This is a genomic window from Sphingobium sp. PAMC28499, from assembly GCF_004795815.1.
Lineage (GTDB): Bacteria > Pseudomonadota > Alphaproteobacteria > Sphingomonadales > Sphingomonadaceae > Sphingobium > Sphingobium yanoikuyae.
Genome location: NZ_CP039248.1, coordinates 4,471,282 through 4,486,042 on the forward strand (window position 1 = coordinate 4,471,282; position 14,761 = coordinate 4,486,042).

Here is a 14,761-nt window from a genome sequence, read left to right on the forward strand (position 1 = left end):
ATCATGAGCTGCGACCCGCCAGCCCCAAAGGCCGCGACCACCTGCGGCCCGTGCAGCGCGTCCGAGCGCAACCGTTACTTTCCCGGCCGACGCCTGACCGTCGCCGACTATCAGCTCGAACAGCGCCATCTGATCGAACGGCGACGCCTCATCAACCGCGCCATGCTCGGCTGGGGCGTTGTCGAGGGGATGGCGGTCGAAACCATCACGCAGGACGCCGAGAAGAACCGCGGCGTCGTCGTCGGCCCCGGCTTCGCGCTCGACCCGCGCGGCCGCGAACTGGTCGCCTGCGACGCGGTGGAGCTTCGTTCGGCCTGCGACATCCTCTGGCTCGAACGCAGCAAGGGCTGCCCGGAGCCTGCCGAACCGCCGCAGCAGGAGGAAGGCGACGCCGCGCCGCGCCATTATCTCGTCAGCGCCCATTACGCCGAGCGGCCGGTGCACTCGGTCAGCATCGGCGACGACTGCACGCCCGCCCGCTGCGAAGCGACGCACATCTGCGAGACGGTGGTCTATTCGCTCATCCGCATTGATGCCTGCCCGTCCGGCCTCGCCCCCTGCCCCGACCCGTTCTGGCCGCGCGGCGACTGTCCCGCCGTCGACGAACGCTGGTGGAGCGTGCCGGAGCCGGACCCCGGCGCTGATCCCGCCATCGCCCGGATCAACGACCGCGGCACGCATCGCCAGCTCGCGAAATGGAGCCTCGACCGGCTCGACAAGGGGCTGTGCCGCATCGACTGCCTGGACCGCCTCGGTCCGCTCCTCGTCGCGCTCGACGACGGCGTGCCGCTCGCCTGCGTCACCGTCGGCTTTGATTGCGGCAAGCCCTATGTCATGAGCGTGGACGACAACTGGTATCCGCGCCGCCTCGCCAGCCCCAACCCGACCCTGTTCGACCTGATCCGCGGCTGCGACCTCACCCGCATCAAGGATGTCGGCTGGGCCGAATGGTTGCCGCACGACAGACGCGTCGTGCCGTTCAACGCCTTCGCGAAGAAGTTCTCGGCCCCGCCTCCAGTCAGCAACCCCAAGGCCAAGCGCTACAAAGGCGAGCCGGTCGCGACCGACTTCTGGCTCTGCTTCACCGGGCCGGTGCAGACCGCCTCGCTAACGGCGGACATTTTCGCCATCACCCTCATCCAGCGCGACGAGAATGAGGATGTGGGCGAGGTGCGCCGGATGCCGGTACGCGCCATCGACGTCGCGCCGCAGACCGCGGGCGATCCCGACGGCACCACCCGCGCCTGCCGTCCCCGGGTCAGCTTCCGCTTCTGGAACGGCGAGATCAATCCCGACAACAGCTCCGGCTTCGAGCAGGAGACGCTGGTCGAGATCGAGGTGCGCACCGCCTTCATCATCGACGCGCTCGGCCAGAAGGTCGCAGGCGGCGGCCGCTACGTCCCCAGCGACGACTGCGCGCCCGGCGGCCGTTTCCTCAGCAGCTTCGTCGTCGAACCGTCGCCGGAGGAGCCTGACGGCGGAGAGGCCGATGGCGGAGACAGGGACAATGTGCCGGCAGGTCCGCCGGACGTGAAGAAGCAGGACGACCCATCGCAGCGAGCGGCCACGCCGCCAGCGCAGGAGGCTTGAAATGACCCATGACTGCAACTGCCACGGCGGCGGCGACCACCGGCTGGCGACCATCGTTCCCGGCAGCCTCGAACGCCCGCTCTACGCGCCCGGCCTCATACTGCAGGACAGCGACCTGACGGCCGCGGTGGACTATACCCGCGAGTTGAACCGGCTGCTGTTCCGCACGCTGTTCGGCTGCGGCGTGCTGTGCGGCCTCACCGTTTCCGTCAAGGAGAATTGCGGCCTCATCGTCACCGTCGCCCCCGGCCTTGCGCTGGATGGCTGCGGCGACCCGCTCCACCTGCCCGGCTCGGCCGTGATCAAGCTGGAGGAACGCGACGGCGTCCTCTCGCCGGCCGGAACCAATGGCGCGCCGCGCTTCACCCAATTCTGGGTACTGGCCTGCGCGAAGGACGGCAAGTGCCGCCCGCGCCCCACCGTCTGCGACGACTCCCTCGACGACCGCACGCAGGCGACGCGGGCGCGCCTCAACACCGAAATCTCAGTGACCTTCGATCCGCCGACCTGCGCCTGCGGCTGCATGGATTTCAGCAATCAGCATGGCGATGAGGAAGGCGGGAGCGAAGGGGAGATCGGCAGCGGCGATATCGAAGTCGACAACTTGCCCGACCGCGTGACGGACTGTTACGACAAGCACAATTATGATCCCGCCTGTCCCGAGGATTGCGGCTGCGGTTCCGCCTGTTCCTGTGGCTGCTGCGTCCTGCTCGCCGAGGTGCGCTGGGTGGAGAATGACGGGCGGAATGGCTGGCAGGTGCGCCACAAGGGCGTGCGCCGCTTCGTCCGCCCGGCGCTGATCCCCGACCCCATCTCGTCCTGACGTCCACGGGCGCCAGGGGAGACGCGGCGTGGAGCCAGTCCGCAAGCCCGCCAAGACGCTGCCTCCGCCGACGCCGGCGAAGGCGCCGCCAAAGGCCGCGCAGGTTCCGCTCTCGCAGGCGGCCATGTTGCAAAGTCGGATCGGCGCGGCGGGCGTCAGCAAGCTGATCGCAGCGCGCTCGGGCGGCGGCAAGGCGCCGGCCGCCACGCCCGGCGCACCCTCTCGCCACGCATCCAATGATCAGGCTCCGCAACCCAAAGGGTCGCATGCCGCAAAGGCGAAGAAGGACGCCGACGGCGCCTCCGGCAAGGCGCGGGAGGCCGCCCCCGAGAGCGAAGCGCCCGTGGCGGCCGGCGCGGAAGGCAAGGATGCGGGCGGCGTCACGCTCCACATGCCGGAGCCGCCGACCAAGCCGTCCAAGGCCACCATGGACCGGATCGCAGGGGTGCAGAAGCGCGCGGGCGGGGCGGCCGCGGCGCAAGGCGCGCTCCCCGCCGCCGACAAGCAGGTCGCCGACGCGCAGAAGGCGGTCACCGAACCGGACGCGCAGCGCATCGCCGAAGCCCGCGCGCAACTCATCGCGGAGATGCACGCCGCGCCCAGTCCGGAAATCGAGAAGCTCTGCACCGACATTGCAGACGCCATCCGTCGTCGCCGCCCCCCGGACGAGGACGCGCTGGACAAGGCCGAACCCGCCAAGGAGGCGATGGCGGCGGGCGCGACGCTCAACTCCACGGTCGAGACGCAGAGCAAGAAGGTCACCGACAATTACGGGCCGCTGGACAAGCCGCCTGAGCCAGCGGCCGGCGCGCCCGCCCCGCCCCTCGCCCCGCAGCCCGCCGCTGCTCCCGCAGCCGCGCCCGGCGCAAAGGCGGCCGTTCCCGATGCGGTCGGCGCCGACAAGCTGTCGCTCGACAAGGACGCCGATGAGGCGCGCAAGAAGGCCGATGACGCCGGCATGAACAAGCCGGCGGCTGCGCTCGTCCCGTCCGGCCCGGTCGCAGAGGCGCGCGAGGCGCAGGGCGAGCTGGACCAGACCGCAAAGGAAGACCCCGCCAAGGTCATCGCGCAGCAGAAGGAAGCGCTCGCCAAGGCCAATGAAGACATGGGCGCGCTCCAGGTCCGGGCGCTGGCCGCCCTTACGGCCCATCGCGCCGGAACTGTCGGCAAGACGACGCAGCGCCAGACCGCGATGGTCGGCACCGAGGCGCAGATGCGCGAACAGGCGGGGACGCAGGCCCGCGCCGCCTTCACCAGCGCGAAGGAGGATGTGCAGGGCCTTCTCAAAGACCTTGTCCCCAACGCGATGAACAAGTGGGAGACGGCCAAAGCTGACCTCACCACGACCTTCAAGGCGGACCTCAAGGGCGTCGCCGATCAGGTCAAGAAGCGCCACGAAAGCACGCTCGCCGCGATCGCCGACTATTTCACCGGCCTGCCCGACTGGGCGACCGAGGGCTATGACCGCGCGGAAAAGAACTTCGCCGACGGCGTCATCAAGAAGCTGCGCGAAATCTCGACGGAGGTCGACGCGATCATCAAGGCGTGCGAGGCGCGCATCAAGCAGGCCCGCGACGAGATCGCGGTCATCTTCAACGCGCTGCCCGCTTCGCTCAAGGAGTGGGCGACCAAGGAACAGGCCGGCTTCGACACCCAGCTCGACAAGCTGGGGCAGGAAGTCCACCAGACCCGCGACGCATTCAACAAGGATCTGGGCCAGCGCGCGGCGCAGGCAGTGGACGAGGTGCGCGCCGAGATCGCTGAACTGCGCAAGAAGGCGGGCGGCCTCGTCGGGCGCATCGTGGACGCCGTCAAACGCTTCGTCGACGATCCCGTCAAGTTCATCATCGAGGGGCTGCTGGAACTGCTCGGCATTTCCCCGCCCGCCTTCTGGGCGGTGGTCGCGAAGATCAAGAAGGTGGTGCGCGACATCATCGACGACCCGGTGAACTTCGCCAACAACCTCCTGAAGGGCATCGGCCAGGGCTTCAGCCAGTTCTTCGACAATTTCCCCACCCACATGATCAAGGGCTTCCTCGGCTGGCTGCTGGGCGACCTCAAGGACGCGCAGGTTCCCAAGGACTTCTCGCTTAAGAGCGTCATCACCTTCTTCCTCCAGATCATGGGCATCACCTGGCCCAATATCCGCAAGATCATCGCCAAGAAGATCGGCGAGAAGAATGTCGCGCTGATCGAGCAGGTCTGGTCGCTCGTCTCAATACTCATCGACAAGGGGCCGGAAGGCATTTTCGAGATGATCCGGGAGAAACTCGACCCGCAGTCGATCCTCGACCAGGTGATCCAGATGGCGGTCGACTATATGGTGACGGCCATCGTGAAGGCGGTGGCCGCACGCCTGATCCTGCTGTTCAACCCGGCGGGCGCGATCCTTCAGGCGATCGAAGCGATCTACAAGGTGCTGAAATGGGTTTTCGAGAACGCCGCGCGCATCTTCACGCTTATCGAGACGATCGTGAACGGTCTGGCGGACATCATCGCGGGCAATGTCGCGGGCTTCGCCAATGCCGTGGAGAAGGGACTGGCGATGCTGATCGCGCCGGTGTTGGGCTTCATCGCGGACTATCTCGGCTTTGGCGACCTGCCCAAGGCGGTCGCCAAGCAGATCAAGAGCTTCCAGAAATGGATACTCGGCATCATCGAGAAGGCGTTCGACTGGCTGATCGAGAAGGGCAAGGCGCTGCTGGCGGCCCTCGGGATCGGGGGGAAGAAGGACAAGGATAAGAAGGACGACGACAAAAAAGACTTTGACGGCAAGATTGGCGAGGTCGCCCACTGGGCCGGCCCGCACGAAAGCCACGAAATGTGGATAGCCGAGACAACTGGCGGCGTCGAAGTGATGATGGCGAGCGGACAAAAGGGGCCGGTGCGCGCGAAGCTCACAAAATATGAGAACAAGGCGATCAACCTCTCGAAGGGGCCGGGATCGAAGGAGGATATCGAAGACCGCCAGAAGCGGGCGTCCGATGCGATCAAAAGCGCGCGCCAGAAGCTCGACGCGACCGAACAGGCCGCCAAGGCCACCAAGGCGGCGATCGCGAAGAACGACGCCAAGCCCGACGATGTGAAGGCCAAGGACCAGCAGACCGAGGACTGGCAGGAGAAGCTCTGGCCGGAACTCCAGATCATCGAGATCGCGATTGACGATATCCCAATGCCCAAAACCAAGATTCATGGCGGATCAGGGCAGGCCACCACCGTCACGGCGCGACCGCTCAGCAAAGACGGCAGCAGCGGCAGCAAACCGAGAGGCAAGCTACGTGGCTGGCCGCTCGTTGCGGGGAGAAACCCGCAATGGGTCGCCGCGCACCTCCTATCTGAAAAGCTGCACGGCCCGGGCGACCCATGGAACACCACACCCATGCGCACCGGGGACAATACACGGATGGAGATCGCCGTCGAAGACGACGCGAAAACGGCGGTCGCCCGGGGCGAGGTGCTCTATTACACCGCGTCAGTCACCTATCATGATGATAGCGAAGACCCCCGAATGAACGACTTTCCCGCGTCCATTTCAGTTCAATGGGGAGCCATGCGCTTCAGAGACAAGGCGTGGGCCGATGAAAAGGAGTACAAGCCCTATTACGCCAACCTGAAAAAACCTGATCTGGAGGACGGTGCCCGGCCGGACATCAACGAACTCCGCCGCACCGCGCTGTATAAGCGCAACGTGCCAATCCGGTTCGCAATGGCGATGGACGAGGAACGCGACCTACGCGGAGCCTTCACCGACCCCGGAACGTTCACCGCAAGGATGACCGCATTCTACAAAACGAAGGGCGGCAATCCGGATGACAAGCTGAGCGAAGGAGTCGCCGCCGTTCTGCTGCTGATCACGGAGAAAAAGGCGAAGTGGCCAAAATGACGAAAGCTGCTGACAAACGCCTGCATGAGGCGTTGACCGACATCCGGACGATGGCCGAAGAAATGGCGCAGCGTTCCTCCTTCCATGTCACATTCGAGGATTTCCGCGTGATGCCATCGGATGAGATACGCGACTGGCAGGACATCGTTCGGGAGGAAACTGACGACAGCGGCTACATGTTGCCGGCCGATCTGATCGAACTCTATACGGCCACAGGCGGGTTCGACTTTCGTTGGAGTTGCGACGCGGACGCGGGCGTTGTCGAGGGCGTGATCGCCCTCGCCTCCTTGCCGGAACTATTCCAGCGCGACGACGAACAGGACAGGAGCATGGGCCAGTGCCTGACCGAATGGCGCCGCTTGGACAGCGTCACGCCCGACAGCTACACCGCGATCCGACTGGATGACGGTGTAGCTGGCCTGAAATGCGTGCATTTCAAGAACCGCCAGCCGATCCGGATGAACCTCACGCCCCGTGACTATGTCATCGCAGCCGCCGATCATTTGGGCGTCATTGGCTGGCAGATTAGCGACACCGACAAACAGGAACAGATCGTCCGCAACCTCGCGGCGCGAGAGTGAAGGGAGATGCGCTGTGGCAGGAGAGATGAACGACATTCTCTGGCGCAACGAGGAGGACCAGCGTCACTTCATCATCCCCACCGATGCGCCCTTGCGTAATGGATGCTACCGCATCACGCGCTTTGACGGAGGCGAGGCGCACTGCAGCGAATCGTGCCTCGCCAGCTTCGAAGTCACCGAAGCCCAGGCCCATGAATGGGCGAAACAGGAATTCGGGGCCGCGCTCTCCGACATCCGTCAGCGCATCGACCGCAAGATCGGCCACACTCGCGCCGCGCTCAAGACGGCCCGCGATACGCCGATCGCCCCGGACAGTGCCGTCACGGCCGACGCCCTGCCGGCACTTCTGGCCCTCGCCAAAGCGCTGCCCGGCGCAATTCTCGGCTCGCTGTCCGGCGACCCGGAGAAGCTCCGGACCGCGCAAAGCAATCTGTCTGACGTTCAGAAGCGGCTGAACGCCGCTGGGGTCGACGTGGAAGACAAGCTCGCCGCCTTCCCCGATCGCCTGGCGGCACTGCGCGAGGATTTTCGGCGGCGGGCGAGCAAGACCGGCGAGAAAAGCTAAGTCAGTGGATTGCGAAGTCGGCCTCAGCTCGACGCACGGGTCGGCTCGGTCACCATGTCGAACATCCGTGTCCGCCGCATCAACTGCCGGCGGGTGGGCAGTTCCAGCTTGCTAAGGATAGAATGAACGTGATGCTTGACGGTGGACTCGCTCAGGTCGAGCAGCAGCGCGATCTCCTTGTTAGACAGCGCATCGGCGACATGCCTTGCGACCTCCTCCTCGCGGGTGGTCAGCGTCGCGTTCCTGCCATGGCCCGGGTCCGCGCTAGCCGATCCGGGAGCGCGAAACAGGGCGCGCATGATCGAGCCGGCAATTTCCGGCGAGCAGGTCATTCGTCCTGCAATCGCATCGCGCACCGTGGCGTACAGCCGCTCGATCCCGTCCTCCCGGCGCACGTAGCAGCCAAAGCCGGCACTGCCATGCGCCACTACGGCCTGCTCCTGCTCCTCCAGGCCGAGGGCGAGCAACGCCAGATCGGGATAGCGACGATGAAAGGCGCGCACGGCGTCGAGATCCACGCCCTGCGTCAGATCCAGAATGGCAACATCGAACCGCAGGCCGCGCGCCATGAGGTCGCTCAGATCCGCAATCGTACCCGTCAGCAAGACATCGAGCGCCGAATCGCGCGTCATCAAGGAATGAGCGACGCATTCGCCAAGCAGTCGAATTTCGCTGGCAATCACCACCCGCATATACACCCCACGCATAAGCAAACTCGAACTCACCCGTCAGTGGTCGTCGCATTTGCGCAGGGCTGTATGAATTTTGCGACCGATTGCCCTCGTCGCTTGCCATGAAGCTACACCTTCAGCGCCGGTTCCGCGATATCGACCGCTCTGTTCGGGCGCGAAATCAACTCAATCCGTCGCGAGAAGCGGAAATCGGGGAAAAATTCCGGGTCAATTCGCCGACGATCGGCAAAGTCCCCGAGCGTTTCTGAACACCGGCGATCAACAAGCCCGCTCGCCATGCAGATTGGGCCGTGAGCTCATAAATGGGTTGATTGGGCGTTAAGGGCTGTTGGCGCGAGTGGTTGCCATGGGAGCGATTGTCCGTCTGCTCCCGTTGGCAGCTATGGGAGTAGAGCCGTGGCGATGTGGTTCTTGCCGGTACCAGGCAGGTCGGTGAGACCCGCTCGGCATGCTCGACAAAGCCATCGAAGGCTCGTCCCAGCCGCATCAGGTTATCATGAACAGAAGGCAGCTAACAGGTGGCTCAATTCCGGCCCGCAATGTCTGGAATGTTGGCGGATGTGGCGAACACAGACATGCGATCCGAATGTCCGGTTTTCTATTTTTGCACTCAGAACCAGACCGAGCAGAATGTCCCATCGTTCGCCATTATTCGCTGGTCCAAAATCTATCAGATGCAGATAAAAGTAACCCCACCGGAAAGATCTCCACGGCGGGACCAGAATTCAGGGAGGGCCGCTCCACAGGGGAGGAGCGGCGGGCCGGCTACGGTGCACCGCGATGACATTATGATGACGATGCCCTCTGCCACTTGCCGAAATCCTAGACCGTCCAGAACATGGGATTGCGCAGCCAGTCGTCGATGGCAGATTCGCGCCCATTGTAGACTTTAATCCTCATGCCCTTCCTGCGACGTCCAGACCTCATGCGCGTCGATCTGGATGCGCAGGATGGCGCGCAGCAGGGTGGCGCGTGCATCGATTTCCTGGCGCCGGGTCTCGTTCGCCTGGCGGCGGGCGAGCAGCGTATCGGCGAGGTCGATCTGGCCCAGCTCATAGCCTCTCTTCGTCCGGGTCGCGGCGGCGGCGGCGCTGGCGGCAGCGCTTTCCATACTGCGCCAGACCGCTTCGCGGGCGCGGACATTGCTGAGATCGGCGGCGGCGGTCGCCTCTATCTCGCGCCGCACGCGAGCGAGTTCCAGTTCGGCAGCACTGGCGTCTGCGGTTGCCTGGTCATGCGCGGCGCGGCGATAGCCACCGCCCAGCGGAATCGAGCCGACCAGACCGACGCCCTTTTCCAGCCCGCCCCGTTCGCTGAAGACGCGCACGCCGAATGACGGATCGGCGATGCGATCGGCCGAGGCGCGGCGGGCGACCATAGCCAGCCGCTGCGCGTCTCGCTCCGACGCGCGAATTTCATGGCTGCGCTCGATCACCAGATTGCGCAGATCCTCCAGCGCCGTGGCGGGCATGGCCGGATCGGCAAGCAAGGGCGCCTCTTCAGGCAGAGCAAGGCCGGGGAAGCCGGCGGCGAGCTTCACCCGCGCCTCATCCCGCGCCGCGCGGGAGGTCGCGGCCTGCGCTTGCGCCTGAGCCAGCGCGGCTTCAGCCTGGTCGACGTCCAGTAGCGACGCGTCACGCAACTGGGCACGGCGGCGCACGGCCACCATGTCCTGCGTCAGGCTGGCAGCGGAATCGAGGTCGGTGCGATGCTGGGCACTGGCGACCAGCCAGTCATGCCAGAGATCGGAAAAGGCGAGCGCGGTCTGGTGCCGCACATCCTCCATCAGATTATGCGCCACCTCGACGCCCAGTTCGCCGGCCTTGCGGTCCAGCGACGCCTTGCCGGGCAGGCGGAACGGGCGGGTGAGGTTGACGTCATATTCGCCATAATCGCCCTCCCCCTCGGCCGAGCGACGGGAGACCGTGCCCTGGAAAGTAAATTCATGGGCACCCCGGCGGAGCATGGCGGCGCCGGCCTCGGCCGAGCGCACGCGCGCTTGTGCCGCAGCCACGGCGGGATGGCTATCAAGCGCTTCGACCACCAAGGGTTCGGGCGGCAGGTCGGTGCGCTGGGCCCAGGCGGGCGTGGTAATGAGGGCGGTGGCCGACAGGAGAAGCGCACGGATCATGCGATGCGCCCCCGTGCCGCGACCGGGCAGGCATGCCAGCGGACCGGATGGCCCCGCCGCGCATCGGTGACGGCGACGACCAGCGGGTCGATATCATCCGCCGGCACGATCAGGTCGATCGCCGCCCGGCGCAGCGCGCCGCGCACCTGCTCGCCCGCGCCGGCATCGGCGAAATCGCAGCCCAGCACCTGCTCGTCGCGCAGATGGAGCGGCGCCGGGGTGCGGCTGCGCAGGGCATCGGCCACGCCGTCGCGGTCGATCGCGGCGCAATAGAAGGTCAGCAACATGTCGGTCATGATCGGGCTTCCGTGGCGCCTTCACCGAAGCGCTCGAACAAAATGGGCAGGAGGATGAGGGTCAGCAGGGTCGAACTGACCAGCCCGCCGATCACCACGATGGCGAGCGGCTTCTGGATTTCCGACCCCGGCCCGGTCGCGAACATCAGCGGGACAAGGCCGAAGGCCGTGATGCTGGCGGTCATCAGCACCGGGCGCAGCCGACGTTCCGCGCCCAGTCGCACGGCCTGGGCCATGCTCTGCCCCTCCTCGCGCAACTGGCGGAAATAGGCGACGAGGACGAGGCCGTTCAGCACCGCGATGCCGAGCAGCGCGATGAAACCGACCGAGGCAGGCACGGAGAGATATTGGCCCGATACCCAGAGCGAGATGATGCCGCCGACCATGGCGAAGGGGATGTTGGCGAGGATCAGCAGCGACGCGCGCATCGAGCGCAGGGTCATGAGCAGCACCAGCAGGATCAGCAGCAGCGCGGCCGGGATGACCAGCATCAGCCGGGCGGAGGCGCGCTGCTGATTTTCGAACTGGCCGCCCCAGACCATGCGATAGCCAGCCGGCATCTTGATTTCGCGATCGACGGTGGCGCGCGCCTCATCGACATAGCCGACCAGATCGCGGCCGGAGACGAACGCCTGGACCAGCGCGTAGCGCGAGCCATTTTCATGGTCGAGCTTGACCGGCCCCTCGGTGCGCTCGACCCGCGCCATGTCGCTGACCCGCGCGACGGTGCCGTCGGGCGTGCGCAGCGGCAGGTCGGCAAAGCGGGTCGCGTCGCTGCGGATCGTCTCGTCGCCCTTGACCAGGATCGGCACGCGCTTCTGCCCGTCGGCGACGACGCCGGCATGCACGCCCTCGATCTGGGCACGCAGCGTGTCCTGCATCTGGTCGATCGGCATGCCGAAACGGCCGGCGGCGGCGCGATCGATATCGAGCTGGAGATAGTCGACATGGTCGTTGGCGAGCGTCATCACCTCCGAAGCGCCGCGCGTCTTCGACAATATCTTCTGCACCTGTCCGGCAAGGTCCGACAGGGTGGCGAGGTCCGGGCCGAAAATCTTGACGGCAAGGTCGCCGCGCGATCCAGTCAGCATTTCCGAGACGCGCATCTCGATCGGCTGGGTGAAGGTCGGCTCGATGCCGGGCAACCGATCAAGCGACTTGCGGATTTCATCGACGACGAATGCCTTGTCGCCGCGCCACTCCTTCTGGGGTTTGAGCACCACGAAACTGTCGGTCTCGTTCGGGCTCATCGGGTCGAGGCCGATCTCGTCGGTGCCGACGCGGGCGATGATCTGCGCGATTTCGGGCACATCCTTCATCAGCGACTGCTGCACCGCCGTGTCGCCCAGCACCGACTGGTCGAGATTGATGGTCGGCAGCTTGGCGGTCTGGACGATCACCGAGCCTTCATCCATCGACGGCATGAAGGTCTTGCCGACCGCGCCATAGGCCAGGCCCGCCAGCACCAGGCCGAGCCCAGCCAGGCCATAGACCAGCCGTTTGCGGCCAAAGGCACCGTCGAGCAGCGCCCGATAGCGCGGCGTCAGCTTGCGCATGATCCAGGGTTCGCCATGATGGCCGGCCTTGAGGCCGAGCGAAGCCAGCACCGGGACCAGGGTGAGCGCGATCAGCAGCGATCCCGCCAGCGCGAAGATGATGGTGAGCGCAACCGGGGCGAACAGCTTACCCTCCAGCCCTTCGAGCGAGAGCAGAGGCAGGAAGACGAGCGCGATGATGACGATGCCGGCCGACACCGGCACCACGACTTCGCCGGTGGCGCGGTAGACATGGTGCAGCCGGGGCGGGCCGTCATCCTTCGCATGATTGAGCCGTTCGACGATATTCTCGACCACGACGACCGCGCCGTCGACCAGCATGCCGATGGCGATGGCCAAGCCGCCCAGGCTCATGAGGTTGGCCGACAGGCCCATGCCGCGCATCATCAGGAAGGTGACGAGCGCCGACATCGGCAGGGTGGCGGCCACGATCGCCGCCGCGCGCCAGTCGCCCAGGAACAGGATCAGCAGGATGATGACCAATATGGTCGCCTCGATCAGCGCCTTTTCGACCGTGCCGACGGCGCGGCCGATCAAGTCGGAGCGATCATAGAAGACGGCGATCGTGGTGCCCTGTGGCAAGGTCTTTTCCAGTTCAGCGACGCGCGCCTTGACGCCATCGACCACGGCGCGGGCATCGGCACCGCGCAGCGCGATCACCAGCCCCTGCACCGCCTCGCCCTTACCATTGGCGGTGACCGCGCCATAGCGGGTCAGGCTGCCGGTGCCGACGGTGGCGACGTCGCCCATGCGGACAATGCGGCCATTGCGCGTGGCGATGACCATCGACTGGAGGTCCGCCTCCGACCGGATCGCGCCGACGGCCCGGACGATCAGCGATTCCTCGCCCTGGGACAGGCGGCCGGCGCCGTCATTGCGGTTGCCGCGCTCGATTGCTTCCTGAAGATCGGCGATGCCGAGGCCCGCGCTGGCGAGCGCGATCGGATCGGGGCGCACTTCGAAGGTGCGGACATAGCCGCCCAGCGCATTGACGTCGGCGACGCCCGGCACGGTGCGCAGTGCCGGCCGGATCGTCCAGTCGAGCAGGGTGCGCTTTTCCTCCAGGCTCAAAGGCCCTTCGATCGTGAACATGAAGATATCGGACAAGGGGGTCGAGATCGGCGCCATACCGCCCGATACCGCCGGCGGCAGATCACCCATCACGCCCGACAGTCGTTCGGCGACCTGTTGGCGCGCCCAGTAGATGTCGGTGCCGTCGACGAAATCGATGGTGATGTCGGCGATCGCATATTTGGCCGAGGAACGCAGGATCGCCTGCCCCGGAATGCCCAGCATCTCCATCTCGATCGGGGTGATGACGCGGCTTTCCACCTCCTCCGGCGTCATGCCGGGGGCCTTGAGGATCACCTTCACCTGGGTCTGGGCGATGTTGGGATAGGCATCGACCGGCAGGTTGACGAAGGCCCAGGCCCCCAGCACGGCGGTCAGCAGGGCAAGCGCGATGACGATCAGGCGATAGGAGAGCGCCCAGGCGGCGAGCGATTTGAGCATCCGGCCTTACTCGCCCATCGCCAGCGACTTGAGCGCGCTGGTGCCGGCGACGACGACCTGTTCGCCCGGTTTCACGCCGGAGAGGATCAGGACATGATTGCCATCCTTGCCGCCAGCCTTGACCGGGCGTGCCACGACGCCGGCGCGGGTGCGCACGAATAATGTGTCGCCGCCGGGCAGCGTCGTGACGGCGGCGGCGGGCACCATGGCGGCACCGGTCGGTGCCGGGCCGAAGATCGACAGGCTGGTGGCGCGGCCGGCCATGGCGCCGGGGCCGGCCGGCAGCCTGGCCTTCAATGTTACCGACCGGGTGGCGGGATCGATGGTCGATCCGACCGCCGTCACCGTGCCGCGCAGATCATCGCCCAGCGCCACGGTCATGCCGGGCTTCACCTGGCCCGCCAGCCGCTCGGGCAATTGCGCCTGCGCCTCATATTGGCCGGCCGCATCGATCACATAGGGGGCGGTGGTGCCGTCGACGACGCTGCCGGCGTGGATGGCGGCGCTGGTCACGCGACCGGCGATCGGCGCGGTCAGCGTGTAGGTGCCACTGGCGCCCGATCCGTTCACCATCGTCAGGATGCGGCTCTTTTCCGACACGTCGGCGCGGGCCTCGCCCAGCACGGCGCGGGCCTCGTCCGCGCGGGCGCCGGCGATGATGCCTTCGCGTTCCAGTTGCGACAGGCGGCTGGCGCTCGACTGCGCCACGCCCAGCCTTGCGCTCGCGCGATTGAGGTCCGCGCCCATGGACAGGACATCGCGGCTGGAGACGATCGCCAGCGGCTGGCCGCGCCGCACTTCCTCGCCCTCGACCACCAGAATGCGGGTGACGATGCCGGGGAAGGTGGCGGCGACAGCGACACGGGCGTTGGGCGGCGGCGCGATCAGCGCGGGCACGACGGCGATCGGCGCTTCGGTGGCAGCGATGGCCGCGCCGAATTTCAGACCGAGCCGGGCGATATTGTCCGCCGTCAGCGGGATCGATCCGTCCGCCGGCTGCGCCGCAGCGCTGTCATTGGCGGGCGCGGCCTGCTCCCCCGAACAGGCGGCAAGCGTCAGGAGGGCGAGAGCGCCGGGCAGGCGCACGAATCGGAATAGCGGGACCATGGCCCCAGCCCTATGGGATCAAACT

General features: G+C 66.2%; 10 protein-coding genes. 5 read left to right on the forward strand and 5 right to left on the reverse strand.

The window, feature by feature from the left end; translation table 11 throughout:
• Positions 1-3 precede the first annotated feature (3 nt).
• From E5554_RS21235 to E5554_RS21255, 5 genes are read left to right on the forward strand one after another with little or no spacing between them, the layout of a single operon-like run.
• A complete protein-coding gene (locus E5554_RS21235) occupies positions 4-1,590 on the forward strand; it encodes a hypothetical protein (protein WP_136187992.1) in 1,587 nt (528 codons plus the stop codon).
• A gap of 1 nt (position 1,591) precedes the next feature.
• Positions 1,592-2,413: a hypothetical protein gene (locus tag E5554_RS21240; RefSeq protein WP_136187993.1), complete on the forward strand. Its 822-nt coding sequence runs from the start codon at positions 1,592-1,594 to the stop codon at positions 2,411-2,413.
• A gap of 28 nt (positions 2,414-2,441) precedes the next feature.
• Positions 2,442-6,296, forward strand: a complete 3,855-nt coding sequence (locus tag E5554_RS21245; RefSeq protein ID WP_136187994.1) for a hypothetical protein — start codon at positions 2,442-2,444, stop codon at positions 6,294-6,296.
• Positions 6,293-6,877: a hypothetical protein gene (locus E5554_RS21250; protein WP_017498943.1), complete on the forward strand. Its 585-nt coding sequence runs from the start codon at positions 6,293-6,295 to the stop codon at positions 6,875-6,877. Before E5554_RS21245 ends, E5554_RS21250 begins: the two co-directional genes overlap by 4 nt.
• A gap of 25 nt (positions 6,878-6,902) precedes the next feature.
• Positions 6,903-7,442, forward strand: a complete 540-nt coding sequence (locus tag E5554_RS21255; protein WP_136187996.1) for a hypothetical protein — start codon at positions 6,903-6,905, stop codon at positions 7,440-7,442.
• A gap of 23 nt (positions 7,443-7,465) precedes the next feature.
• On the opposite strand, the gene E5554_RS21260 is transcribed toward E5554_RS21255, so the two are convergent.
• The 5 genes from E5554_RS21260 to E5554_RS21280 form a co-directional block, all read right to left on the reverse strand.
• Entirely contained in the window at positions 7,466-8,134 is a 669-nt protein-coding gene (locus E5554_RS21260) for a response regulator transcription factor (protein ID WP_017498941.1), read from the reverse strand.
• A gap of 889 nt (positions 8,135-9,023) precedes the next feature.
• On the reverse strand, positions 9,024-10,265 hold the full coding sequence (locus E5554_RS21265) for a TolC family protein (protein ID WP_136187997.1): 1,242 nt from the start codon (positions 10,263-10,265) through the stop codon (positions 9,024-9,026).
• Complete coding sequence (locus E5554_RS21270) at positions 10,262-10,561, reverse strand: DUF3240 family protein (RefSeq protein WP_136187998.1); 300 nt, start codon at positions 10,559-10,561, stop codon at positions 10,262-10,264. The genes E5554_RS21265 and E5554_RS21270 overlap by 4 nt, the downstream gene beginning before the upstream one ends.
• Entirely contained in the window at positions 10,558-13,629 is a 3,072-nt protein-coding gene (locus tag E5554_RS21275) for a CusA/CzcA family heavy metal efflux RND transporter (RefSeq protein ID WP_136187999.1), read from the reverse strand. Before E5554_RS21275 ends, E5554_RS21270 begins: the two co-directional genes overlap by 4 nt.
• Positions 13,630-13,635: 6 nt before the next feature.
• On the reverse strand, positions 13,636-14,736 hold the full coding sequence (locus tag E5554_RS21280; protein WP_136188000.1) for an efflux RND transporter periplasmic adaptor subunit: 1,101 nt from the start codon (positions 14,734-14,736) through the stop codon (positions 13,636-13,638).
• Between the last annotated feature and the right edge of the window lie 25 nt (positions 14,737-14,761).